This is a genomic window from Leptothoe sp. ISB3NOV94-8A (genome assembly GCF_043421595.1).
In the GTDB taxonomy this organism is placed as follows: domain Bacteria; phylum Cyanobacteriota; class Cyanobacteriia; order Phormidesmidales; family Phormidesmidaceae; genus Leptothoe; species Leptothoe turfae.
Genome location: NZ_JAXSQW010000001.1, coordinates 6417910 through 6443533, shown reverse-complemented (window position 1 = coordinate 6443533; position 25624 = coordinate 6417910). Strand labels below are relative to the sequence as shown.

Annotated in this window: 25 protein-coding genes and 1 riboswitch; of the genes, 15 read left to right on the top strand and 10 right to left on the bottom strand. The window is 46.6% G+C overall.

Annotated features, from left to right (window positions below; translation table 11 throughout):
* Positions 1–23 precede the first annotated feature (23 nt).
* Positions 24–866 (bottom strand): mechanosensitive ion channel family protein, encoded by an 843-nt coding sequence (locus SPB21_RS27630; RefSeq protein ID WP_499868250.1) that lies wholly within the window; start codon positions 864–866, stop codon positions 24–26.
* A gap of 241 nt (positions 867–1107) precedes the next feature.
* Positions 1108–1929, bottom strand: coding sequence for a mechanosensitive ion channel family protein (locus tag SPB21_RS27625; RefSeq protein ID WP_163663521.1), 822 nt, complete (start codon positions 1927–1929; stop codon positions 1108–1110).
* A gap of 169 nt (positions 1930–2098) precedes the next feature.
* Here SPB21_RS27625 and SPB21_RS27620 point away from each other — a divergent pair, with 169 nt between their 5' ends.
* The 3 genes from SPB21_RS27620 to SPB21_RS27610 all read left to right on the top strand — a co-directional run bounded on the left by SPB21_RS27620 (position 2099) and on the right by SPB21_RS27610 (position 4621).
* Positions 2099–2464, top strand: a complete 366-nt coding sequence (locus SPB21_RS27620) for a hypothetical protein (protein WP_163663523.1) — start codon at positions 2099–2101, stop codon at positions 2462–2464.
* 220 nt (positions 2465–2684) lie between these two features.
* On the top strand, positions 2685–4097 hold the full coding sequence (locus tag SPB21_RS27615) for an LCP family glycopolymer transferase (RefSeq protein WP_163663525.1): 1413 nt from the start codon (positions 2685–2687) through the stop codon (positions 4095–4097).
* Positions 4097–4621, top strand: a complete 525-nt coding sequence (locus SPB21_RS27610; protein WP_163663527.1) for a plasmid pRiA4b ORF-3 family protein — start codon at positions 4097–4099, stop codon at positions 4619–4621. Before SPB21_RS27615 ends, SPB21_RS27610 begins: the two co-directional genes overlap by 1 nt.
* 6 nt (positions 4622–4627) lie before the next feature.
* Here SPB21_RS27610 and SPB21_RS27605 read toward each other — a convergent pair whose 3' ends face one another.
* The 3 genes from SPB21_RS27605 to sir are packed head-to-tail and all read right to left on the bottom strand — an operon-like array spanning position 4628 to position 7608.
* The gene (locus SPB21_RS27605; protein ID WP_163663529.1) at positions 4628–5038 is read right to left on the bottom strand and encodes a hypothetical protein; all 411 of its coding nucleotides are present in this window, start codon (positions 5036–5038) and stop codon (positions 4628–4630) included.
* Between the two features lie 42 nt (positions 5039–5080).
* A complete protein-coding gene (locus tag SPB21_RS27600; RefSeq protein WP_163698741.1) occupies positions 5081–5638 on the bottom strand; it encodes an NUDIX hydrolase in 558 nt (185 codons plus the stop codon).
* Between the two features lie 20 nt (positions 5639–5658).
* Positions 5659–7608 (bottom strand): sulfite reductase, ferredoxin dependent, encoded by a 1950-nt coding sequence (gene sir, locus SPB21_RS27595; RefSeq protein ID WP_250564908.1) that lies wholly within the window; start codon positions 7606–7608, stop codon positions 5659–5661.
* Positions 7609–7971: 363 nt separating this feature from the next.
* Between sir and SPB21_RS27590 the strand changes: the two genes are divergently transcribed.
* The 4 genes from SPB21_RS27590 to SPB21_RS27575 all read left to right on the top strand — a co-directional run bounded on the left by SPB21_RS27590 (position 7972) and on the right by SPB21_RS27575 (position 10066).
* Positions 7972–8229 carry a CRR7 family NDH-1 assembly protein gene (locus tag SPB21_RS27590; protein ID WP_163663532.1) on the top strand — a complete coding sequence of 86 codons (258 nt, stop codon included), beginning with the start codon at positions 7972–7974 and terminating at the stop codon, positions 8227–8229.
* Between the two features lie 195 nt (positions 8230–8424).
* The gene (locus tag SPB21_RS27585; RefSeq protein ID WP_163698743.1) at positions 8425–9291 is read left to right on the top strand and encodes a hypothetical protein; all 867 of its coding nucleotides are present in this window, start codon (positions 8425–8427) and stop codon (positions 9289–9291) included.
* 14 nt (positions 9292–9305) lie between these two features.
* Positions 9306–9773: a J domain-containing protein gene (locus SPB21_RS27580; RefSeq protein ID WP_163698745.1), complete on the top strand. Its 468-nt coding sequence runs from the start codon at positions 9306–9308 to the stop codon at positions 9771–9773.
* 20 nt (positions 9774–9793) lie between these two features.
* Positions 9794–10066: a DUF3143 domain-containing protein gene (locus tag SPB21_RS27575; RefSeq protein ID WP_163663540.1), complete on the top strand. Its 273-nt coding sequence runs from the start codon at positions 9794–9796 to the stop codon at positions 10064–10066.
* Between the two features lie 51 nt (positions 10067–10117).
* Here SPB21_RS27575 and SPB21_RS27570 read toward each other — a convergent pair whose 3' ends face one another.
* On the bottom strand, positions 10118–10531 hold the full coding sequence (locus SPB21_RS27570; RefSeq protein WP_163698747.1) for a thiol-disulfide oxidoreductase DCC family protein: 414 nt from the start codon (positions 10529–10531) through the stop codon (positions 10118–10120).
* Between the two features lie 384 nt (positions 10532–10915).
* Between SPB21_RS27570 and SPB21_RS27565 the strand changes: the two genes are divergently transcribed.
* The 4 genes from SPB21_RS27565 to pstB all read left to right on the top strand — a co-directional run bounded on the left by SPB21_RS27565 (position 10916) and on the right by pstB (position 15072).
* Positions 10916–11944: a PstS family phosphate ABC transporter substrate-binding protein gene (locus SPB21_RS27565; protein WP_163698749.1), complete on the top strand. Its 1029-nt coding sequence runs from the start codon at positions 10916–10918 to the stop codon at positions 11942–11944.
* A 312-nt stretch (positions 11945–12256) separates the two neighbouring features.
* Positions 12257–13240, top strand: coding sequence for a phosphate ABC transporter permease subunit PstC (gene pstC, locus SPB21_RS27560; RefSeq protein ID WP_163663549.1), 984 nt, complete (start codon positions 12257–12259; stop codon positions 13238–13240).
* Positions 13241–13314: 74 nt separating this feature from the next.
* Positions 13315–14223 (top strand): phosphate ABC transporter permease PstA, encoded by a 909-nt coding sequence (gene pstA, locus SPB21_RS27555; RefSeq protein ID WP_163698751.1) that lies wholly within the window; start codon positions 13315–13317, stop codon positions 14221–14223.
* A gap of 51 nt (positions 14224–14274) precedes the next feature.
* Positions 14275–15072, top strand: coding sequence for a phosphate ABC transporter ATP-binding protein PstB (pstB, locus tag SPB21_RS27550; protein ID WP_163698753.1), 798 nt, complete (start codon positions 14275–14277; stop codon positions 15070–15072).
* Positions 15073–15183: 111 nt separating this feature from the next.
* Here the strand turns inward: pstB and SPB21_RS27545 are convergent, their stop codons facing one another.
* From SPB21_RS27545 to SPB21_RS27535, 3 genes are all read right to left on the bottom strand, one after another.
* A complete protein-coding gene (locus SPB21_RS27545; protein WP_163663555.1) occupies positions 15184–16413 on the bottom strand; it encodes a DUF445 domain-containing protein in 1230 nt (409 codons plus the stop codon).
* Entirely contained in the window at positions 16410–17117 is a 708-nt protein-coding gene (gene ubiE, locus SPB21_RS27540; protein ID WP_163698756.1) for a bifunctional demethylmenaquinone methyltransferase/2-methoxy-6-polyprenyl-1,4-benzoquinol methylase UbiE, read from the bottom strand. Before ubiE ends, SPB21_RS27545 begins: the two co-directional genes overlap by 4 nt.
* Positions 17118–17216: 99 nt before the next feature.
* Positions 17217–18119 carry a response regulator gene (locus tag SPB21_RS27535; protein WP_499868244.1) on the bottom strand — a complete coding sequence of 301 codons (903 nt, stop codon included), beginning with the start codon at positions 18117–18119 and terminating at the stop codon, positions 17217–17219.
* Between the two features lie 220 nt (positions 18120–18339).
* Between SPB21_RS27535 and SPB21_RS27530 the strand changes: the two genes are divergently transcribed.
* From SPB21_RS27530 to thiC, 4 genes are all read left to right on the top strand, one after another.
* Positions 18340–18699: a VOC family protein gene (locus SPB21_RS27530; RefSeq protein WP_163663561.1), complete on the top strand. Its 360-nt coding sequence runs from the start codon at positions 18340–18342 to the stop codon at positions 18697–18699.
* A 115-nt stretch (positions 18700–18814) separates the two neighbouring features.
* Complete coding sequence (locus tag SPB21_RS27525; protein ID WP_499868242.1) at positions 18815–19750, top strand: SGNH/GDSL hydrolase family protein; 936 nt, start codon at positions 18815–18817, stop codon at positions 19748–19750.
* 86 nt (positions 19751–19836) lie between these two features.
* Positions 19837–19933: riboswitch (TPP riboswitch) on the top strand.
* Positions 19934–20037: 104 nt separating this feature from the next.
* Positions 20038–21546, top strand: a complete 1509-nt coding sequence (locus tag SPB21_RS27520; protein WP_499868240.1) for a sodium:solute symporter family transporter — start codon at positions 20038–20040, stop codon at positions 21544–21546.
* Positions 21547–21607: 61 nt separating this feature from the next.
* Positions 21608–22975, top strand: a complete 1368-nt coding sequence (thiC, locus tag SPB21_RS27515) for a phosphomethylpyrimidine synthase (RefSeq protein ID WP_163698763.1) — start codon at positions 21608–21610, stop codon at positions 22973–22975.
* A gap of 144 nt (positions 22976–23119) precedes the next feature.
* On the opposite strand, the gene SPB21_RS27510 is transcribed toward thiC, so the two are convergent.
* A complete protein-coding gene (locus SPB21_RS27510; RefSeq protein ID WP_499868238.1) occupies positions 23120–25597 on the bottom strand; it encodes a hybrid sensor histidine kinase/response regulator in 2478 nt (825 codons plus the stop codon).
* Positions 25598–25624: the final 27 nt, after the last annotated feature.

Genomic DNA, 25624 nt, shown 5'->3' with positions numbered 1-25624 from the left:
TAGCTTTTTAGGAATTATTCCCGTTATTTCTCCCTAATTAGATGAACCTCTCTCTGAGGGAATGGAATACTAATGCCAACTTCATCAAACCGTGTTTTAAGGGATTCCTGAACGCCGAAATATACATTCCAGTAGTTCTCAGTTTTAGTCCAAGGCCGCACAGCCAGATTAACGCTGCTATCAGCCAGCTCTAGGACCCCTACCGTAGGTTTAGGCTCTGCTAGCACCAAGTCTTGACCTGCCAAAACTTCCAAGGTCAATTGTTTAACCTTGGCCAAATTTTCCTGATAGGCCACACCGATTACCAGATCCACCCGCAATATTCCCTTGGCTGAATAATTAATGATGTTGTTATCGGTCAGCTTGCTGTTCGGCACAATTACGGTGCGATTGTCCAAGGTGCGTAGGATAACTGTAAACACTTGGATCTCTTCCACAATGCCATTGATATCAGCCGCTTCTATCCAGTCTCCTACTCGAAAGGGCTGAAATAAAATGATTAAGATGCCTGCGGCAAAGTTTGACAGCGATCCCTGCAAGGCCAAACCTATCGCCAGGCCTGCAGCACCCAGAACAGCAACCAGCGATGTTGTTTCAATTCCTAGCTGACCCAGGGCTGCCAAAATAAAAAAGGCTAAGGTCCCGTAATAAAGGATATTACTAGCAAAAGAGATTAACGTTGGCTCAATGCGAGCCTTTGCCATTAGCTTTTTAATCAGCTGCTTGACAAACGAGGCCATCCAACGACCCACGATTAGAATGATAATTGCAACAATAATCTGTAAGCCAATATCTACAGAGATATTTCGAACTTGGGTCAATAGCTGATTAGACTGAGCAGATGAGATTTGACCTAGCGCATTCATGGATTTATGTGCTTAGCATGACAATATGAGCTAAGTGCTTGATCATACTGCTTTGCTTACGCGCTTAACTGTCTTTCAGCTAGCTATCGGTCAAAACTTTCCATCAAAAAGAGCGATAGACGTGTCTATCGCTCTTGAGGTTGATTTTAGTCAATCGTTAGGATTAACAAAATGGTGTTGCCGAGCGTTGGTATGGTTTCACCGTTTCATCTACATGTCAGTTTCTTGAGAGACTTCGTTTCTAGGCTGCTCGCTGATGCACAGTAAAGTGCTGAGCAGGTGCTGGGAAACCAGCTTGACCAAAGCCCTCGCGAATCACTTTATTGGTATCGAAATACACCTGCCAGTAGTCGTTATTGTTGCAATAGGGGCGTACTGCCAAAACAGGACCCATGGGATTGAATTCCAGAATCTCGACATCTGGAGCAGGCTCTGTCATGACATTGGGAATGGCAGCTAGTTTTTCTTTAAGTAGTGCGATCGCTTGGCTAGGCTCCACAGCATTATCGAGCTGAGCAACTAAATCAACACGGCGATAGGGATTGGTAGAGAAGTTTTGAATTGTATCCGAGAAAATTGTGTTGTTGCCGACAATCGTCATTACATTGTCCATAGTGTTGATTTTGGTAACAAATAAACCAACTTCTTCAATAGTGCCTGTCACTCCGCCTGCTGCAACAAAATCACCGACTTTGAAGGGACGCAAAATAACTAGAAACGCTCCAGCTGCAAAGTGAGCTAATAGACCACTCCAAGCTGCGCCAATTGCAATGCCAGCAGCAGCTAATAGGGCCGCAAAAGATGTAGTTTCAATGCCAAAGAAACCTAAAATGGCAACCACTAAAACAACATTTAGGACAACACCAACGGTAGATTTAAGGTAGATAATTAGTGTTGGATCAATGGTGGTGTTTTTAAGGCTACGGGTCAACAAACCAATGGCAAATTTGATCAGCCAACGACCTACAATCCAGAAAATGAGCGCCCCAACAATTTTGAGACCAACTGCGATCAGAATGCTGGTAGCATTGCTAGCTATATTGGTTAAAAATGCTTCGTTCATTACGATCCTTCCAGCCCAAAATGTATCTACAAAGTGAAAGTATAATATTGAATATAGATATACATTTCTTCCGCTAAAACACTTAAGCTTTCAGCGCACATTATCGATTGTTCTGTTCGTTATTCAGCCTTATTTCTCGTTTTTCGGTAGTTAGCAGTCAAGGTTATTTGTGAAACAATCATCACCTAACTATCTATTGCGGCTACGGCTCTATCTAAACCTTGTGCCAGTTTTAGGCATTCCTGCCTCTCTGTTAACTCTTTATGGCACTCCCCATGAACCTGATGCCCAGCTAAAGCAAGTAAGTCGCTTAGCCGTTGTCTTGGGAATGGGATGGTTATTAGCAACTGTGTTGCTGAGTGCGGGTGCCCATAGCGAATTTTCCCAGCTGGCGACCCTACGATTTTGGATTGCGAGTAGCTTTGTGGGGAGCGGCTATTTTCTGACAAATCTATGGCTGATGCTACGGATATTCCAAGGGAAATCGACTAAGCTCCCAGGCGTTAGCCAGCTAAGCCGCCGGCTACCGGATTAATGTTGCGTTTTGAAAAGATCCGTCTTTTCAGAAAAATACTGCTACTATTCTGCTAAAAATTGGACTGCTGTCCCTGATGTATGGCAGTTTTCCATTACCTTGGGCAAGGGTAGCTATATTAATTAGTCAATTGTGGCCAATAGTCGCTAAACTAACGGCTACATTTCCGCTTTCATAGCCCTTCTTCTCAATTATTATTCTCCAGGTTTGAGGTCATTCTGTGTCCATCCCACACCGCAAAAAACAATCAGCTAAACAGCCAATAAAGAAGGCGGTATTGCCCAAGCAGCGTAAACGTCGTGGGTGGTTGGGCATACCTAAGTGGGCATGGATCACTGTGTCATTGGCCAGTGTAGCGACGTTTTCAGCGGCTACGGGGGCATTGCTGGCGGTGTCTATGAATAGTCAGCCACTGTTACAGAGTCAGCTGTCACCTGAAGAAGCGGCTGTTTTCAGCGAGGATGAACCTATCCTTGCGACCAGTAGTTTGCGCCTCCCCCGTTTGACCAGACCGGTGAATATTCTGGTGCTTGGGGTCAAAGTTCTAACCTCTGATCTCGATCGGTCTGTTGCAGGTGCAGAGGACTTGGGATATCACGCCCTGGTTAACTCCTTTGAGGGCCTATCAGATACCATGCTGCTGCTGCGTTTCAATCCGCGCACGGGGCAGCTCGTGGTGATGTCTGTTCCCCGTGATACCAGGGCATTGGTCAATGGTATGTTGACAAAAATCAATGAAGCTAATTTGGATGGGGGGCCTGCATTAACAGCAGAGTCCATCAGCGACTTGCTAGGGGGGGTGGCGATCGACCGCTATGTTCGTATCAATGTGCAGGGTGTGGAAAAACTGCTGGATGCTCTGGGCGGCGTGACGGTTAATGTGCCACAGGATATGAAATATCAGGACGATAGCCAGCATCTGTACATCAATCTGAAAGCGGGTCGACAAACTTTAGACGGCAATCAGGCGCTGCAATTTCTACGGTTTCGCTACGACGAGAATGGCGATATTGGGCGGGTACAGCGCCAGCAGACAATGATGCGGGCTGTCATTGAGCAAACGCTTAATCCAGCAACCATCGCCCGACTCCCGAAGATTTTGTCAGTTATTCAGTCCCATGTTGATACCAACCTCTCAGTAGAAGAATTGGTGGCATTGGTAGGTTACGGGTCTCAAACTAGCCGTTCAGACGTGCAGATGTTGATGCTGCCAGGTAACTTTAGTAGTCCGACAGAATATAGTCTTAGCTACTGGCTCCCAAATTACGCAAAAATTGATGAGATGGTTGAGCAATACTTTGGGTTAGATGCCGCTCAGATGATGGAGGCTACCAGCCCTTCCTATTTAAGCGTGGTGATTCAAGACAGTACTGGTGATGAAGTTGCAATCCAGTCTTTGGTGGATACTCTCTACGATAGTGGCTATCGCAATGTGAGTGTTGGCTACGATTTGAACGAGGCACTTGCTGAAACCCGCATCGTTGCTCAACGTGGTGATCGTGCCAGTGCATCAATGCTAAAGCAGTTTTTAGGCATTGGTGAGGTGCGGGTTGAAAGTACTGGCAACCTTAACTCAGATATTACAATTCAATTGGGTGAGGATTGGTTAGCCGAACATGGAGCCGCCCTTTGATGCCCAATGAGCGAATTTATCAAATCAAACTGACTTTAACCGATAGCGAACCGCCTATATGGCGACGATTATTGGTCAATGCCACCACAAACTTAGAAGAATTGCATCGCATCGTGCAAATTGCCATGGGGTGGCAAAATTTATCGAACTATCATTACCGCATTGGTAAGCAGCGATCTGATACTGAGCCCTCTCTGTTGCAAATGCCCCTTAATGAAATCATTAGGGATGATCTGGTGCAGTTCTGTTACGTGTATGACCTACGTGACGGTTGGTTTCACACTATAGAGGTGGAAATGATTTTGCCCGCCGACCCTCAAGGCCATTATCCCCACTGCATCACCGGAGAATTACGCTGCCCTCCCGAAGGCTGTGGCGGTATTTGGGGTTACAACGAGCTAATAGAAATTCTCGATGACCCCGATGACCCGCAATATTTGACCCGATGGGATGAAGTCGGTGGGGACTTTGATCCTGACTATTTTGATTTGGGTCTTGTCAACGTACAACTACACTCGGGCTAGTGGCTATTATTTTTCTGGGTTAGACATTTGCTGAAAGCCTTGGGCCGCTTGCTGCCATCCCCGACGAATCTGTGGTCCTTGGTAGTTTATAAACCACTGGCTGCGGGTGGCGAATAAGGCTAATTCCATGGGTAGAGTGAACTGTATTAACCCTTTGCGACGTAATGTGCTGACGTAGGTATCAAACTGCTGTCTTAACTCATTGAGTTCGTCTAAATACCAATCAAGGCTTGCATGACGTAGTGATGCCGACTTTTTGATCCGCTGTAGTTCAGCTTTGAAGGTACTCAATGACGCCATAAACACCTGGTCCCGCATTTGGTCCTGCAGCATGTACTGACTAAAAAGATGCTGGGTGCTTAAGGCTTGATACTGGCTGTCAGCGATTTGTTGGGGACGTTTAGAAATTGGCCGCATATCGATTATGGCGAGCGGATGTAAAAGTCTGAGCGGATATCGTTAGGTCAGACACGATGCTGGCCAAATCTTAGCAAATTCGTTGCTAAGGCAGCGACGTAGAATTTCCTGGTGCTTGAAAGCTAATTCCATTTCCAGGGCTTTCTCCAACTCAAACCAGCCAACGTCTGTGACTTCGCCCTTGCTGACCTGAGGATTTAACGGCGGTAGGTCTGCACCTTGACTGAGAAACACCATCACAGGATAGTGCATGGTGACATTTTGGGAGTGGCGGGGCTCACTAAAAACTAGACTAGGTTGATCAAGGGAACCCACTAGTCGATGGTTTGCCTGGATCTCCTTAAGATCCAGACCCAGCTCTTCCCAGACTTCACGAAGCATAGCCCCACCGATGGTTTCGTCATAGTCTAGATAGCCCCCTGCTAAACACCACTTGCCGACCTCAGACGGCAGGTCAGGACCACGTTTATTCAGGGGGACGTAGGCGTTACCGTCACAAACGACCACGACAATGGCCAGAACGGTAACGCTACGGCTGATCCAAAGCTCCTCGCCGTCAACGATGACACAGCGATTGGGAGTACTGGTGAATTTAGCCATTGGTTAACCCGGAAAAGGGCCTAGTTACTTTGGTTGTTAAGATAAGTCGCGATCGCATCCTCTGCAATCTGTGCCATGCTCATGCCCTTGGTGGCGGCGGCTTCCTTCAGCTGTAGGTAAACTTCACCAGAGACACCGACACGGTGCTTACGACGACCTGATGCCTTCTTGGCAGGTACATAGGATTCAGCAAAGTTACGAATCGCGTCGAAACCGAGGCGATCGCAAAAATCACCAAAGCTTTCACCAGACTGGCGACCTTTCTTAAAGAAGGCAAACATTGGCTCTAGAGTACTCTCCAGATCATCAATGTTCATTTTCTGCATGTAAGGCTGGGCTAATCGGGTTTGATTAGGCGAACCTCCGAGCCACAGCTGATAGGAATTAGGCGCGCTACCCACAAAGCCAAGTTCAGCCATGTAGGGGCGGGCACAGCCATTGGGGCAACCGGTCATGCGAATCACAAAGTGCTCTTTCTTTAGCCCTAGCTTATTCAGCAGTGCTTGAATTCGGTCAAGCACAGTGGGCATAGCTCTTTCCGACTCAGTAACCGCCAAGCCACAGGTAGGTAGAGCTGGGCAAGCCATGGCATAGCGGTGAAGCAGATTGATTTGATTATCTGCTTCAATGCCGTTGCTAGTTAGGATACGGTCAATTTCGTCCTTATCAGCTGGGTTGATCTCCGTTAGCAACAGACTTTGGTTGCTAGTAAGACGGATGGGCAACCGATAACGTAATTCAATTTCCTTCAGCGCTGACTTGATCTTGAATGCACCATTGTCATAAATCCGGCCATTCTCAATATGGACACCGAGGAAGAGATTGCCATCGCCCTGCTCATACCAGCCTAGATAGTCATAGAACTTCCATTCTGGCAAAGGTTTAAAAGGTTGCAGGCTCTTGCCAAAGTACTCCTCAACCTTGGCCCGGAACTTCTCAACGCCCCAATCGTTGATGAGATACTTCATCCGAGCATGGCGGCGCTGTACACGATCACCATAATCACGCTGGGTGGCCACAATTGCCTTTACCAAGTCATAGACATCTTCCTTATCTACATAACCAATTTCGTCAGCAATACGGGCAAAAGTTTCCTCTTTGTTATGGGTACGTCCCATACCGCCACCGGCCAATACGTTAAAGCCCAGTAACTCCTTATTTTCATCAACAATTACCACCAGAGTGACATCCTGGGTATAGGCGTCTACGGAGTTGTCCCCCGGTACAGTCACTGAGCACTTGAACTTACGCGGCATATAGTGGGTGCCGTAAATGGGCTCGACACTGTCCTGAAAGGTGGTGCCATTGCCATTACTCTGACGCGCAGCGACGACATCTGGGTGCTCTTCACCAGTGACGGCCTTTTCACCATCTAGCCAAATTTCATAGTAGGCGGGAGTTTGGGGCGTGAGTAAGTCAGCAATCCGGTTAGCATAGTCCCGGGCATAGACATACTCTGGTTTGTCCTTAAAGGGAGCGGGTACAGCCATCACATTGCGGTTCAAATCGCCGCAGGCTCCCAGGGTGGACCCCATGCTACGAATAATCGACGCCATGGTGGCCTTCAGATTTTTCTTTAGGATGCCGTGGAGCTGGAACGCCTGGCGAGTGGTAGCCCGAATGTTGCTGTAGCCGTATTTGTCCGACAGCTCATCTAAGGTCAGATACATTTCCGGTGAAACTAAACCTCCAGGATTGCGGGTCCGCAACATCATGCGGTAATCCTTTTCCTGACCTTTCACTCGGTTATCGCGATTATCTTGCTGGTAAGACCCATGGAATTTCAGAATCTGGATACCGTCTTCACTGAAATGAGTAGTGTCTTGGGCAAGCTCGGTTGCTACAGGTTCCCGGAGAAACTGACTACGTTCCTTAATCCCTTCCAGTCTGGATACTTTCTTTACAGGATTAATCGCCGGAACCGACGACTGAGCTACGTGGCTATTAGTAGAAATCGGGGTTTGAACCATGATGCAGCGGTCGATAGCAGAACAAGAACTGATGAATCCGAAAAACGAAACAGGCTATGGAAAAGCATCCAAGCCTAATATTTAAGTGTCTCGGTTGATTAGACTAGCGGAGCTAAATTGTAGTCAGATAGCTAGTCAATAACGGTATTACCCGGTAAATCGTTAGACTTTGATTTCCCGGTAATCCGCTCGGGATAGTGGTGTATACCCAATGGTATCATTGCCAACCATTTTGTGAGTGGTTACTCTCTGGCCAAATGTTATCTGATGCTGAAAATCAAGACTGGGCTGCAGTGATTCCACTTTATCCATGGTAAGCCCTTAGGATTGAGTTACCTATCTTGCCAAGCGGAGGCTCAATCTATGGCAGATGCCACCATGTACAGCGAAGAGATGTTTGTGTTGCTGATTCCTGGCAACGAGGAGGTCTTTTTAGAACCTGATGAGCTATTGGCCAAGCTCAAAGCCATGTTAGAGAAGTATCCTGGCCCCTTTCCCAGAGACTTACAAAAATTTGACTTAGTTGAACAGCAAGCTCTACATCTACGCGATACTGCCTGTGAGTTTGAAGTTACCCCCGGGGTGTCCTGGCAGTGGTATGCGGTGAGACTGGAGAAGTAGGCATGGGTAGTAGGCAATAGGAACGGTGCTTCCAGTAAAACGGGAGCATTCTGCATTGGCATAAAACTTCTATTAAATTATATGGTGTCCTGAATGCACCGACTCCTCTTCTCCCCCCTGGTCCATCCCGTTTCTCTAGAGAACTATGTAGAATGAAGAACAAAATTATGCTGTCTCAACACAATTAGTTGACCTGTGGATGAACTCAGGACGGGGTTAGAGTTAGCAACCCACGTTGAACTGGCCGCCCTGGCCGAGGTATTATTTCGACCCAAGTTTAATCCTTTAGATTATTGGTGTACCCCTTCCCCCCAGAAGGTGCAGAGTTGCGATCGCACCCATCGTATCCAACAAATAGACGCTCGACTGCGCTATCTGGCGGCTGATGGTTTGACGGTGCTGCGACAAGACACCCAGCAGCTGAGCTATCGACAAATTTTGCTACAGCTCAACCGTCACCTTAAACTTCGGTTGTCTACGCGATTATCCACCCTCGATTTAGAAGCCGAAATATTTTTGCAGTTACTCGAAAAGACCTGGCAGCAGCTACCTCCCAGTCAGCAACGTCAGCTGCAAAAACGATTGACCAATGAATTGGCGCAGATGAAAGAGTTTCAACGGCTATCGCCTCAATTACAACAAAACCCTATGGCTTTAGTGCTTAAGGGAGGCGGTGCCGTTGCTGCTAGTTCGGTGATTCGCCCCTGGTTACTGCAGCAAATTGCAAAACAGTTTGCGCTCCAGATGGCACGTTATCAGGTGGCTCAACAAACCCTGCGCGGGGCCGCTACTTTGGGCGCTAAAGTGCAGGGGAAAGCGGCTATCCATCTGGCTTCCCGCGGCATGGCTATTAATACGGCACGATACAGTGCTGTACGGGGGGTATTTGCTTGCTTAGGGCCAGCCCTATGGACTTGGTTTATCGTCGATCTAGGCTGGCGAGCCATTGCCTCAAACTATACTCGCGTGATTCCAGTCGTATTTACTCTGGCCCAAATTCGATTGATCCGCGATTCGGATAACGAGTTATCCGATCATGCAACGTTGGAAGCGGCGGCATAATTTGACAGACATATATGACAAATAGCGTCTCTGAGGATAGTCCCAAAAATCACTATGAACTTTTGGGGGTGAAGCCGACAGCCTCCCCCCAGGAAATTCGTCGCGCTTATCGGGAGTTAAGCAAGCTCTATCATCCTGATACCACGGAGTTATCGAGTGCGATCGCAACCAAAAAGTTTCAAGCCCTCAATGAAGCCTATGGCACCCTAAGCAATCCAGAACAACGTCTTAGCTACGATAGTAAAATAGGCTATTCTCGGTTTTACGTGAGCCAAGCCCCCAAAGATATTAGGACGGGTTCTGGCAAAGATTCACCCTTTGAGTCTCGCTATACCTACCTTGATCCGACCGATCGCCCCCTATCTGCAGGGGAGATATTTGCTCTGTTTATACTGGGGCTAACGTTTGCCGTCTGCCTGGCCCTAGTATTTATTTTGGGGATCGCCGATAGTGATTTTACCCTGTCTGTCTTACAGCCTTAATTTAGCAATAGCAATACTCCATGGCCCTTCCCTCCACTGATACACCTCTGTACAACCACACGCTGCCTGACATTGAGCTATGGCTGACCCAGCAGGGTTGCAAGCAAGACAATTCTGAACTCAATCGCTGGGAAATTTCCAAGGCAACCTGGCGAGCAGATTTAATTCTAGAAACGGACTCGCTAGTTGTGCGTTATTTAGATGCAGGCGATACCGGGGAGGACATTCAACGGGGTTTCAAATATTCCCTAAGCCGTCAAGATTTAGAAGATGCCATTTTTGCGGGTCCTTAACTTTACACAGCGCATTTTAAGTATTTAGAAGTCCCGACCTTAACGTGGTGATTAAAAATATTGATCACATCGGTCTGACTTACAGACGCGGTGGATTGACTCATAGGTAGCAGCACGCCGACCAAATAACCTATATCGATTGTCACGGATGAATATGTACAGCTGATCCCCAGAACGCTTCAGGCCCGGCAAGCTACGGTAAGCAGCCACAAACAGAGCACCAACTGGTAGCAAGGCTCCAATTTCTTCAGCAGCAGCACTGCCCTGCCAACGCCTCTTAGGATTAGCCTCATCAATTAGTAGCATCCCTAACTCACAATCAGCAGCTGTAACGTTGAACTGCTCCAGGATTTCAGCATCTTGCATCGACCCATAATGAAAGCGCTGGCCTCGATCAAGCCACTCTAACCATTGGACTAAGGTTGTACAGAGATTACAGTCGCCATCGTAAATTACGCAGTGCATAGGGATCACTCTAAATAGAACAGGTACAAGCCGAACACAGACGACTTACAGGAAGAGAGCTTATATTCAATATCCAGAGCAGTCAAAAATCAGCTTAGAAATCAGGCTTTTTAGGAAATCGCTATAGATTTAAGCCCATGCATCACACCCGTTTATTCCTTAACTATAGGAATAAAACCTGTCAGCTTGACCCGGTGTTAAGGCACCTCCAATGTAGCTTGCTATACATTAAGAACGTTATTCAAGGCACAAAATCACGGAATGATGCATGTTAGCTTAAGCACATTTTCAAATTTTTCTTAACCTTGCCTTTACCTGAGCTCGGTAGTTTTCACCAAGAATGTCTTTAGACATTTTTGGTGAGGAGTTTAAGTCAAAGCAATCATGGAATTCAAAGCACGGAAAATGCGCTACGCATACTCAGCGACTCTGCTTGCTCTATTAACTAGCCTGGCTGCTTGCGGCGGTGGCACTACAACTGATACCGCCGATGCACCTGCTGACGGTGGCACTGAAGTTGCTGCTGCTGGTGGTGTCTCTGGCGATGTTTTAATTGATGGTTCTAGTACCGTATTCCCCATTGCAGAAGCAATGAGTGAGGAATTCAGCATTGCTAACCCTGATGTCAATGTCACTGTCGGTATTTCTGGTTCCGGCGGTGGCTTCAAGAAGTTCTGCGCTGGTGAAACCGATATTTCTAACGCTTCTCGTCCTATCAAGGATGAAGAAGTTGCGGCTTGTGAAGAGGCAGGCATTGAGTTTATCGAGGTGCCCGTCGCTTTTGACGGACTGACCATTGTGACTAATCAGGCTAATGATTGGGCTCAGTGCTTGACTACTGAGCAGCTGAACACCATGTGGTCTCCTGATTCTGAAGGTCAAGTTGCCAACTGGAACCAGGTAGATCCGTCATTCCCCGATCAGGAACTAGGTCTGTATGGTCCTGGTACTGACTCTGGTACGTTCGACTACTTCACCGATGAAGTTAATGGTGAAGAGGGTGCAAGCCGTGGTGACTACACTGCCAGTGAGGACGATAATGTAATCGTGCAGGGTGTAACAGGTGATGAGGGTGCCCTAGGTTACTTTGGTTACGCCTACTTTGAAGAGAACTCTGACTCTTTGAAGGCGGTTGAAATCCAGAACGACGCTGGTGAATGTGTAGCTCCTTCTACTGAGACTATCGCTGATGGCTCCTACAACCCCATGTCTCGCCCCCTGTTCTTCTACGTGAAGAAAGAAGCCTACGACACTAAGGAGCAGGTCAAGGCCTTTGTTGACTTCATGCTTGAGCCCAAGAATGGCGAGCTAATCGGTGATGCTGGTTATGTTGCATTGCCTGATGAGATCTTAGCTAATGCCAAGGCTCGTGTTGATGAGGCCAAGCTAGGCAGCGACCCTACTAACCTGTAGGGGTTAAACCCATCAGGCTCTCTACCTGATGATTGGTCATTGCAACTGGGGAGAGTTAATCTCTCCCCAGTTCTCTTTGGCTAAGTTCTGTTCTGCATCGCTGGATGCATCGTTTCTGGACAAAAATTTAGTAGTCTATTTTTGCATCTGATACTCTTATTCCCTGCAAACAAGAGTTACAGCTGACCTAAAGCATTGGCTTAAACATTGGATGCACTCGAACATTGTCCACGTCCAAAACGGTCGTTTTGACCCAGAGTAAGCAGGTGCCTGGACGTGGTGTAGCCTAAACCCAAGCTGAGGACTTTATGCATGACAGCTGAGCTTCCCTTAAATGATATTGCCCCTGGCGCTTGGCAACCGAATCGTAGTCGTTCTCAAGCTATTCAGATGATCGTTAAGATCATCTGCGGAGCATTTGCTGCAATTTCGATTGTCACCACCATTGGTATTATCGCAACGCTCATTTTTGAGGCCTTTTCTTTCTTTGGAGATCTACCAGCTGAGCTGTCAAAGGATGGCGAAAACGTCTCCTATATTCAAGGGGTTATTCATTTCCTAACGGCTGGCCGTTGGACACCTTTGTTTGCGAGTAAGCAGTTTGGAATTTTTGTGTTGATCAGTGCGACGCTGATGATCACCTTTATTTCAATCGCGGTAGCCCTCCCCTTGGGACTATTAGCTGCCATCTGCCTGAGCGAATATGCGAGTCCCAAACTACGTAAAATCCTCAAACCTGTTCTAGAAATTCTAGCGGGTGTGCCGACGGTGGTTTATGGTTACTTCGCTCTGTTGACTGTTACCCCTTTCTTGCAGGCATTTTTGGAACCTGTGGAAGGTTTCAACTCCCTAAGTGCGGGCATTGTTTTGGGAATTATGATTACGCCTATGGTGGCGTCTTTGAGTGAGGATGCCATCTATTCTGTGCCTCAGTCCTTACGTGATGGTTCCTATGCGTTGGGAGCCACTAAGCGTGAAACGGTTTGGTCTGTTGTTTTGCCTGCTGCGCTTTCAGGAATTGTTTCGTCTTTGATTTTAGCGATGTCACGGGCCATCGGTGAGACCATGATTGTGACCTTGGCGGCAGGCGCAAACCCTACCCTGGGCTTTAATCCATTCGTACCCGTCATGACCATGACAGCTTACATTGTGCAGGTGACAAAGGGGGATGCTCCCCATGGAACCATTGCCTACGAAACTCTGTACGCAGTGGGCATGACCCTATTTTTAATTACCCTTGCTCTCAATGTCTTTAGCTTTTGGTTTGTGCGTCGTTTCCGTCAGAAGTACGACTAATGAAAGCGTTTTCTGAGTTAACGCAGACCGTGTGATGAGTAGTAGAGCAAGTGAGCAAATAGGAATACAAGGACATGACGGCTCAAGGGATTGAAAATAAGGATGTACCAACTGGCAACTTTAAGCAGGATTTGTCCGGTCGCTACAACCTAGATAAAGTATTTGCAACAGCTGCATGGACTGCCACTATCATTTCTGTTGTGGTGCTGGCATGGTTGTTGTTTACGATTTTGCAAGATGGTTTAGGCACGCTAAACCCTAACTTTTTTACAGCATTCCCATCACGAAAAGCTGAGCAGGCCGGTATCAAGGCAGCTTTCTTCGGCACCATGTGGGTAATGGGGATTGTGGCAGCGGTATCATTCCCCATTGGTGTGGGTGCAGCCATCTACCTTGAGGAGTTTGCCACTGATAATTGGTTTACCCGGTTGGTGGAAATAAACATTGGGAACCTGGCTGGTGTGCCCTCAATTATTTATGGTTTGCTGGGTCTAGCTGTTTTTGTGCGTATTCTTGAGCCCTTAACAGGTGGACGCAGTGTGCTCTCCGGGGGGTTAACGCTCTCGCTACTGATTTTGCCAGTGATTATTGTGGCTACGCGAGAAGCTCTCAGAGCAGTACCCAACAGCATTCGTTTGGCGGGTTTTGCGTTAGGTGCTAATCAGTGGCAGGTTGTCTGGCATCACGTGCTACCCAGTGCAATGCCTGGTGTCTTAACTGGGGTAATTCTGGCGCTATCTCGCGCTATTGGAGAGACAGCACCTTTGCTCGCGATCGGTGCGGTTGCGTTTATTCGCTCTACACCTGAGAACTTGCAAAGTCCGTTTACGGCAATGCCCATTCAAATCTACAACTGGGTTGGCCGTCCCCAAGAAGAGTTTCACCATATTGCCGCTTCAGGAATTATCGTGCTGATGGTCATGTTGCTGTTGATGAATACGATCGCAATTTACTTGCGTAATCGTTTTCAGAAGACGCGCTAGTTTACCGCATTCATTTACCAAGATATTGGGTATTCGCAGGAATTATAAATTATGCAAGATACACGTCCTAAAACTATGACCGATACAGCTTTACAGGCTGAAAAAATCTCAGTTTACTACGGATCTAGCTTGGCGGTTAAAGACGTTTTTCTGGATATTCCTCGTAACCAAATTGTGGCCTTTATTGGTCCATCTGGATGCGGCAAAAGTACTGTGCTGCGATGTTTTAATCGGATGAACGATCTGATTCCAAGTGCTCGCGTTGACGGTAATATCCTATTTGACGGAGAAAACATTAAGCGATTTGATCCCGTAGAACTACGTCGCCGCGTGGGCATGGTTTTCCAGAAGCCCAACCCTTTCCCAAAGTCCATCTATGAAAATATTGCCTTTGGTGCTCGTATTAATGGTTACCAAGGTGATATGGATGAGCTAGTGGAGCGATCCTTAAAAGGGGCAGCCCTTTGGGATGAGGTCAAAGATAAGCTCAAAGACAGTGGCTTAGGCCTATCAGGTGGGCAGCAGCAGCGTTTGTGTATTGCTCGTGCGATCGCCATCGAACCCGAAGTCATCCTCATGGACGAGCCCTGCTCTGCCCTTGACCCCATTTCCACACTAAAAATCGAAGAGTTGATGCATGACCTGAAGACACAATACACAATCGTGATTGTGACCCACAATATGCAGCAGGCATCCCGCGTTTCAGATAAGACTGCCTTCTTCAATGCACAGGCCACTGAAGCTGGTGGCAAGATGGGGTATCTGGTGGAATATGACGATACGCAGTTGATATTTAGCAATCCTCGCGAAGAATACACCCGCGACTATGTATCTGGCCGATTCGGTTAATTCACCGGTTGGCTATCCACATCATCCAAGCGTTTCAAATTATCTCCGTAGGGGCATCTCTTGTAGGTGCCCTGTTTTTTGTATGCGGTAGGGGGATTGCATACAATCCCCCTACTGGAATAATAAAATTCCGGCTTGTATGAGACCGATAGTAAAACCCAAAATTCCCCCCAGGTTAACAATGGCTTGTAGCTCATTGCGGACAATGCCTTGAATCGCCATTTCCAGGTTTCGTGGGGACGTGGCATTGACCCGTTCCATAATCACCTGGTCAATATCAAGAATGGGAATTGCCTTAGCAACAATGTTTTCCAAATCTTCTTCCAAATATCGTTCCAGGATAAGAGCGAGTTCTTGACTGGCAGTATCCAGAGAATCCATAACGACTGAGGATGTCTGTAATCGTTTCAGTAATCGCTGGGCTACCTTGTGCCAGTCAATGGAGTCACTTAACCCCCTGAGCAACGGCACCCCGTCTGTTTGTAAATAGCTGCGAATAGTCTGCCGCAGGGTGAGCCTGAGTTGTTGGACGGTCGATATTGGAAAATCCTGGAGTGAGAAATTTTGCAACCATTCTTGAAACCGATTTTCCACGCGTAGAGCGTTAATCAGTTCAGCAATGCGACTGTTACACTTGGCCGGTTCATCTAAACAATAGGTGCGTAGACGGGTGAGAGCATTGCGCACGCCCAAAATATTGGCGACCACCCAATACGTACCGCTAGTTTTTTCTCGTAAAGTTTCGTCAATCACCTTAATATTTCGATCGGTGAGAAAGTCAATAATTAAGCGACGTAGACGATCAGGCGGCAAAATGCCCTGGCGCACCCAGGTAGAAATTTGTTTGGCCTGATTTTCGTTTAGACGAAAATTCAGCAGGACCTGATCAAAAATATGGTCAATTTGATCAGCCAGAAAATTCTCATCCCGGGCCCATACTTTTAACATTTTGGGTAAAGATTGGCCCAGCATATCCTGAAGAATATTGCCGAGGATATAGGCTGTTTTGTCCTGGTTGCTAGTCTGCGTTTGGGTGAGGGCTAAGTTCAAGAGCCAACGAATGGCACCCTCCATACGTTCAGTTTTAAGTAGTCGCTTCGCCAGCCGCTGTAGCTCTTCGGGCGTCAAAAGTGACCCCATGATCGTATCGGCAATCCGCTTGGCCAGACGGTTTTGGTTGCTCGGAATCAACCCTGGCGTAAATGGTAGTCGTTGGCCAAACAGGTGGATAGGACGATAGGGTCGGAATAACATTTTGATGGCTAAATCGTTAGTGAAATAGCCAATAATGCCACCCACAATGGGGGGCACAACCAACACAATGGGAGAAACTGCGATCATTTTTGCGCCACCAGGACACCCATCATCCCCCCGACGAGAGGATAATGCACAGCCTCACGAAAACCGACTTCTTGGGCCAAGGCAACTTGCTCACTACCCATAGGGAAACGATCTACGCTGGGACCGATATAAGCATACTCTTCGGTCAGACCGCATCGCTGAGCGGTGGGCACCACAATGGTGTCGAGATACCATTGCTGGAACTGCTTAACGAAAGCAGAACTCGGACGATGAAAATCCAAAATAACGGCTTTGCCATTGGGCTTTAAGACCCTGTGGAGTTCACTAAGCCCCTTGGGAATATTGATGAGGTTGCGTAGACCATAGCCCATGGTCAGGGCATCAAACTGATTGGTCTCAAAGGGCAAACTGAGGGCATCAGCTTCAACCCAAGTAGTGCGTGTGGTATAGCCTCTGGTGGCAGCACGTTGGGCTGCGATCGCAAGTTGCTCAACCGCAAAATCTGCCCCGGTCACCCGACCATCAGCCCCCACTTTTCGTGCTAGCAGTAAGGCCAAATCACCACTACCGCAGCATACATCCAGAACATTCATCCTTGACTCGGCACCACTCCAATCTACAGCCATTTGCTTCCAAACCTTGTGTAGACCAAAGCTCAGAGATTGGTTTAAGTCATCATAGACCGGTGCAATCCGGTCGAATAAGTCACGAATATAGTTGGCATCGGGAGCAGCCTGAGCCATCAGTTCCTTCCTACGGACAAGTGTGATCAGCGACCCTAGCATACAATTGATGCTGACTACGGCAACTGAATCCGCCTTTTATCATACTGCCGCTTGAGCCTATTGAGAGCGGACTGCAACTAGAGCTTGAGCCATTTGATTCGTTGCAATCGTTAGAATATTGCTGACATCAGTGAGCGTGCGATAGCTGTGGGCCCAATGGAGTGACACCACTGCTAACAGACGTTCTTGAAATATGATAGGGGCCACCAAATGAGCTCGTGTACCTGTTGCCTCGTAGAGATGATCATTGACGTTGCTAGCGCTCACGTCGGGCAAGGTTTGCAGAGTACGAGTTGCCATTACCGCCTGCACTAACGGGTTACTGTCTAGGCTTTGACCACCCAAGTTGCCAAACGTAGCCGTTGCCCCATTGTCTACACACTTGATGACACATAGCTGAGCTGATAGCGTTTGTCCCCATCCATCAGCAATAAACTGTAGTGCCTCGCTCTCCTGCATCGCCATGTGGGCAATCTCAGCGACTCTGCCCATGAGCTGAGATTGCCGATCAGCAACATACAGTGCATGATGACTTTCCTTAAGCAGCTCATAGGTGTCGGCAGCCTTTTGAACTAGCTGTTTTAGAATATTTGGCTCCCAAGGCTTAGTAATATAGCGATAGACTTGGCCATTGTTAATGGCTTGAACCAAATCTGTAACGTCTGTAAATCCTGTAAGAATAATACGAACCGTGTCCGGAAAGTCAGGCACCGTCTTACTCAGGAACTCAGTGCCGCTCATATCAGGCATCCGCTGATCAGAGATAATGACCGCAACTTCGCCATCATCTTCTAATACCTCTAATGCTTTTCTGCCGCTCTCAGCTCTCAAAACCTGATACTCGCGACGGAATGTGCGGTATAGCAAGTCTAAATTGTCGGGTTCATCATCGACAACTAGAAGCCGAGGCTTTTGCCTGGTCAAAACTTGTGCTGCATTTAAAGGACTGACTGTGTTCATAAAGACTTGCAGGAGTACACAGAGAGGGCTACTCACAGGATAACGATACCCATCGAATCACACCAGACTGTGTTTGACTGATGATATTAGTAAACCCAGGTTAATTCTGGAGTAACGATTGAGAGAAGTTATCTGGCTAGTGATGCAATATACCTGAACTGTCAAGCTAGCCCCAACTACGGCTCGCTACAATAAGGAAGCTGACTAGAAAATTTAAGAGATGTTACAGTCAATTCTGCATGCCGCCATCAACGTTTCAAATCTGGCAACAGCAGAACATTTCTATGGAACAGTCCTTGGACTAACCAAAGTAGAACGAACCCTGAAATTTGCTGGAGCATGGTACCAGCTAGGCTCTTTTCAAATCCACCTAATTGTAGCGGAGCGTGATTATTCTCAGCCAGCCCCTGATGAAAAGTGGGGGCGTCAAGCACATTTAGCATTTGCAATTACAGATTTAGACGTTGCCAAACAGCGATTAAAGTTAGCTCATATACCGATGCAAGCCAGTTCGTCTGGTCGTGCAGCGATATTTGTCCAAGACCCAGATGGTCATGTTATTGAATTGAGCCAACTGTAAAATATCAGATTAAATTGCCTATAGCGCAATGCTGGCAAAATGTTTATATGGGGGCATGGTAGCGTGAAGATTAATTCTTATTCTTGATATTTTTCTTTCTAAACGGGGGCTATCCGTGAAGTTTGTTATTTTAGGATTGCTTTTTGCTTTAGTAGGATTTCTCTTAGTGGAGTTAGCCCTGAAGCTCTTGTTTGGGTTTGGCAATCCACCTCTCTATGTAGCTGATGATACTATCGGGTATCTGTTAGCCCCCAATCAGCGAGTGCGACGCTTCGGTAATTTAATTAACATCAATCAATATTCCATGCGGTCGAATGAGATTGAAAAAACTCGACCGTTGAATATTCTAAGGGTATTTCTAATTGGCGACTCTATTGTTAACGGAAATTGGTGGACCGATCAATCTTCTACATTATCGGTAAGACTAGAGAATAGCCTTCTTCAATATGATGAGATACAGTGGGCTGAAGTGCTCAATGCATCTGCCAATTCATGGGGACCTCGCAACGAACTGGCTTATCTACAAAAATTTGGAATCTTTGAGTCACAAATTGTCATACTGGTGATCAACACTGATGATCTCTTTGGTGTCCAGCCTAATTCGCTTCAGGTGGGTAAAGACCGCAGTTATCCAAATCAAAAGCCTTTGCTTGCTATCTTAGAAATCTTTAACCGCTTTAAGAAACAACAACCTATTCCAGGTTTAAAAGAGGTTCAGAACGAGAAAGGAGATCGCATTGGCAAAAATCTAACAGCCATTATTGAGATCAAGAAATATGTAGTTACCAACAACGGCATATTGTTGTTAGCCATGACCCCTCTTAAACGGGAGGTGCTCCATGGTCCAAGAGATTATGAGATTGTTGCCCGTGAGCGAGTGAATAAACTAGTCGCTCAGCAACAGATTCCCTATATAGATTTCTTACAACTGTTCCAAGATACCCCTATACCTGAACATCTTTATCGAGATCATATTCATCTCAGCCCCAGTGGGAATACCTTGGTGACTCAATCTTTAACCGCCCTTACCCTCGAAGTCTTGGCCAAGTAAAACCAGTTTTCTCTGAACAGCTACGTAACCTTTCTTTGCAGTGAACCCGATCCACTGCCTTCTGATAATTACTGTGATAATATCAATCACATAGCTAGGGGTGCCCACTCAAACGGGCTGAGATTATACCCTCGGAACCTGAGTCTGGGTCATGCCAGCGTAGGGAAGCAGCCGATTTAGTTGACTGTTACTGCTGAATGCATCCGTGGGAAAGTCAAGGGGTGATATCTGTTATCTACAGACTATGCTCATCGCTCCTAGTATTCTGCCCAACGCAATGAGGAAGCATGGTGTCCATAGGAGCGATCGCGCTACTAGTGACTCTAGTAACGGCAGCAGCATTTACCCTACTTGGTGTGCTTTATGCTGGGTGTCAACGGATTGATTTAGAAAGCTACATGGTCAATCGCAACCAGGTTGGTGGTTGGTCAGCCTTGGCAACGGTGACGGCTTCAGCTTTGGGAGCCTGGATTTTATTTAGTCCCCAGGAGGCAGGCTCCGCGTTTGGTGGAGTGTCAGCTATTTTGGGTTATTGTCTTGGTTCAGCAGGGGCCGTGGCCTTATTTTTTATCGTAGGGCCAAGACTACGCCACCTAATGCCCCAGGGTCATTCCCTAAATGAGTATGTAAAGCATCGCTTTGGCGGCCCCATGTACTGGCTGGTGGAGACGGTAATTGTTTTTTACATGTTTATTTACCTGGCAGCAGAGCTAACAGCTATTGCCAAGGCATTGCAGCTAGTGGCCGATGTTCCTCTAGGAGTCACCGCTCTGGTAGTGATTACAGCAGTGTTTATTTACACGACGGTAGGAGGTTTAGGCACCACTATCTTGACTGATGTGGTTCAGTTTGTGGTGATTGTGCCCTTGTTGTTGATCTGCTCAGGGATGATTGTTGTGGCTTTGGGGGGGACAGATGCCTTTATTGCTGTTTCTGCTCAGCAGCCCGAGCTATTATCCTTGGGCAACATTGATGGTGTTCGCTTTGGAGCCACACTGATCATTGCTATTGTTGCCGCAGAGGTTTTTAATCAGGGCAACTGGCAACGAGTTTATGCCTGTCGTGACAGCCAAACAGTGCGTCGAGCTTTTCTGGGGTCGGCAGTTATCATTTTGCCACTGATCTTTATTGCAGGCTTGTTAGGTGTGTTGGCAGTTCCCTTAGCAGCAGAACAACCGGACATTATTGGTGCAACTGCGTTCTTTGGTTTGTTGAGCCAACTCGCGATGCCTGGTTGGGTGTTAGTCAGTGTGATTGTATTGGCTCTGGTTCTAGTAATGAGCAGCCTGGACACCATGCTCAATGGTATTTCAAGTGTGTTCACGCTAGATCTTATGCGCGTGTTGCCTGACCCGTCAGCGAAGAATGTGCTGAGAGTTTCACGAATTTTAACTGTTTTGATAGGGGTGCCTGCGATCGCAATTGCCTCCCAAGGCTACAGCGTACTGTATTTATTTTTTGTTGCCGATTTGATTTGTGCAGCCGTCTTATTCCCCATGCTATATGGTTTATACAGTCGCCATCTTACAGGGTGTAATGCCTTTGTTAGCTCGCTCATAGGAATGGTGGCAGGACTATTGTTTTTTCAAAAACCAGACTTTTCACCCTTATTTCCAATGGTGCCTGGTAGCGCAGATCTACTCCATAGCTTTGCAGCAGCGCTGATTACTTCAACAGTGGTCACACTAGTTTGGACTACCTTAGCAAAACAAAATGGTACAGCTCCCGTTTTTAATTACGATCAGCTACAAGCTACACCTTATGTAGTTCAAGCTGAAGACAGCTTGCCAGCTTAATTCCTGGGCCGACCTGGCCAAGTCGTCACCATTTGTTACCCCACTTCATTTTGGTTTAAAGATGAGAACAAACTGGATTACCCCCCGTCGAGGACAAGCGAATGTTACCCAGATGCACTATGCGCGTCAGGGCATAATCACAGAGGAAATGGCGTATGTAGCTAAGAGAGAGAATCTACCTGCTGATCTGATTAAAGAAGAAGTTGCTCGGGGACGGATGATTATTCCAGCCAATATCAACCATCCCAATCTAGAGCCTATGGCTATTGGTATTGCCAGTAAGTGCAAGGTGAATGCCAATATTGGTGCTTCTCCCAATTCTTCTGATATCAGCGAAGAGTTGGACAAAATGTACCTTGCTGTGAAATACGGTGCTGATACCGTGATGGATCTCTCCACAGGTGGTGGCAACCTAGATGAGATTCGTACTGCCATTATTAATGCTGCTCCCGTTCCCATCGGTACAGTTCCTATCTATCAAGCGTTAGAAAGTGTCCATGGCAGCATTGAAAATCTCTCTGAGGATGATTTTCTTCACATCATTGAGAAGCACGCTCAGCAGGGTGTGGACTATATGACCATCCATGCAGGACTACTGATTGAATACTTACCGTTGGTGAAAAATCGCATTACCGGCATTGTGTCTCGGGGTGGTGGCATTATTGCCCAATGGATGTTGCATCACCATAAGCAAAATCCCCTTTACAGTCGATTTGATGACATCATCGAAATCTTCAAAAAGTATGATGTTTCCTTTAGTCTTGGTGACTCTTTACGTCCAGGCTGTCTCCATGATGCTTCGGATGAAGCACAGCTATCAGAACTAAAAACACTTGGTCAGCTGACCCGACGTGCTTGGGAACACGATGTCCAGGTGATGGTGGAAGGGCCTGGTCACGTTCCCATGGACCAAATTGAGTTTAACGTACGCAAACAAATGGAAGAGTGCTCAGAAGCGCCATTCTATGTGCTGGGACCCTTAGTAACTGACATTGCTCCCGGGTACGATCACATTACCTCCGCCATTGGTGCAGCTATGGCGGGCTGGTATGGAACCTCTATGCTCTGCTATGTAACCCCCAAAGAACATCTAGGTTTACCCAATGCTGAAGATGTCCGCGATGGCTTAATTGCTTATAAGATTGCAGCCCATGCAGCTGACATTGCGCGCCATCGTCCGGGAGCTCGCGATCGCGATGATGAACTTTCCCACGCTCGCTACAACTTTGACTGGAATAAACAATTTGAACTGTCCTTAGATCCTGAGCGTGCTCGTGAGTATCACGATGAAACACTACCGGCTGATATCTACAAGACAGCTGAGTTTTGCTCTATGTGTGGTCCTAAGTTCTGTCCGATGCAGACTAAAGTAGACGCAGACAAACTCACAGAACTAGAGAAGTTCTTAGCTAAAGCAGCAACAGTGTAAAGACATCTGAGACTTTCTTTATGAAGTAAGATGTTGATGGGTTAAATAATATTTGGGAAGAAAGGTAGCGGCTTGATGCTGCTCCTTTCTTTTATCTGGAGAGACATTGGTTTCTGTATGCTTCACATAGGTTTTCTATGGCAGTTACATATTTGTCAGATGTTGTTGCAGGAGTTCTTCAATTTCTTCGACTTGAAATTGTTTGGCCAGCTGTAGAATGGTTTCGGCAAAGACGAGATATCGTTGATCTGTAGCCACTAACTGTTCGACTTGCGATCGCAACACCTTTAAATTAGCTTTTCGTGCGTGAGTAAACAGCATCTCTAATGTTTGCCTTGGAGGTAAGATGAGTTCAGCATTGGCAGATGCTGCTTGTAGGGGACTATCCTGCTGAGATTGGTAGATCCACTCTAATTTCAAATGAGTTAACAGGATCTCGAATAAATGAGTCTCATCTACAGGCTTAGCTATGAAACCATCGCTGCCTTGAGCTAGGGCTTTTTGCTGGTCACTTTGGGATACTGAGGCTGACGAGACAATAACCTTGACTTGTTTGAGGTCCTCAGAATTACGAATGCGCTTTAAAAACTCAAACCCATCCATTGTGGGCATCACTAAGTCAGTAATCACTAAATCAGGAGACCCGGAGCCAAGTATGTCCAGCCCCTCTTGACCATTTTCAGCTTCAACAATATCGAAACCTAATGGCTTTAGTAGATTCCTTAAAACAACACGATTTTCCCAATGATCGTCCACTACTAATATTTGACGACGACGACCCTTGTAACCAATTATATGACGGATGTTGAAGGTTATTGGTCGTTCCTTACATTGCTGCGTTAAAGGAAGTTTAACCGTGAAGAAAAACTCACTACCCTCTCCAATTTGACTGCGTACTTGGATAGTACCTTTCATCAACTGCACAATACGTTGACTAATTGCGAGACCGAGACCTGTCCCTTCCGACTGTTTGTGACGATCACCTACTTGCTCAAATGATTGGAATAGTTTAAACAGATGAGCTTTGGCAATGCCTACCCCAGTATCAATGACTTGAAATCGTAACGATGTTTGCATCTGATCAAGCATCAGCACATCTACCTTTAGGGTGACACTCCCTTGATTGGTAAATTTGATAGCATTGCCCAATAAGTTAATTAAAATTTGCCGTAGACGCTTGTCATCAACGATGACCCCAGTTGGCAATTGAGGGTTGGGCTGATAAATCAATCTCAGTTTTTTTTCGTCAGCGCGAATTTTGCATATTTCCACAACACTTTTGAGTAGTGCTGGTAAATCTACTGCAACAGGTATTAACTCCAGTTTACGAGCTTCGATTTTAGCTAGATCTAAAATGTCATTGATCAAGGTGAGCAGGTGGGTTCCGCATTGATGGATAACACTAATTCCATTACGTTCTCGTGCAGTTAACGTTTGGCTTCTTCTCAAAATTTGAGAATAGCCAAGAATACCATTCAGAGGCGTGCGAAGTTCATGGCTCATGTTAGCCAAAAATTCACTTTTTGCCTGATTTGCAACTTCTGCCTTTTGTTTTGCGATTTTGAGTTCTTCTTCAGACCGCTTTCGGGCAGTCACATCGGTCAGCATACAGAGTGTCCCCGTATGTTGGCCAATGTCATCGAAAATTGGAGTGCCATTGGTCAACAGCCATAAAGTCTTTCCATCTGGCCGCATTAACTGTAGGTCATGGGGCACTCGCGACCCCCGTTGAAGAGCAGTCAAATACTCACGGACTTTAAGTTTATCTTCACGGGAAGCAAGAAAATCCCATAAGCTAGCTTCCTTTAGCTTTATCTCATCGAGGCCTAAGATATCTGCCATTTTGCAATTGGCAAAGGTAGTTTTTCCTTGGGGGTCTAAGAGCCAAATACCTTCTTCAGCAGTTTCAATAATACGGCGATATTGCTCCTCTTGCTCTCGAATGGTGGCGAGAATTCGCTGACGTTCTTGAATGAATTGGGCTGTATTAATAATTGCAAAGCAGATAAAAATGAGAAATAAGATAGAAATGACTGTAATAAGCTGAATTGCGCCAGATCGTAGATTTACCAACTGTACATACTGATCTCGTCTCTGATGAGAGTGTTTATTGCCCAGATCATTGATTAGGTACTCAAAGTCGACAAGCTGTTCGTAAAGCTGAGTTTGTAATGCATCATTTGTAGAATCAGTAATCCAGTGATTCAGGTTTACCTCTAATATTTGCCAGGCACGGTCAAATTCAGTGAGCTTACTAGCAAGTTCAGGAGGTAGATCGCTACTGATATGATGCTTTTGAATTACCCTCAGACGACTCTTCACAAGATCAACTTGTTGCTTAATAGCAATCACGTCAAGGTCGCCATGTCTAGCCCTAGCTAGAACGGCTAATCGTAAAACTTCCCGGTTCAATTGATTGACCCCCCGCTCAGAACGATTGAGGCCACTGGTTAGGAGTTCATCTTGGGCTTTTAAGTAATCAATCAGGTTGAGACCGCTGAAAGTAATGGCTCCAAATAATCCCACCGAGATTGTTGCCAGCATCACGATTTTGGTCTGAAAACTTTTGAAGCCTTTCCCAGGCATAAGTTTGGTTTCTACCGGAGTCAAAGGTATACGCATGACAACTATCGCATAAACCTTGAAGTA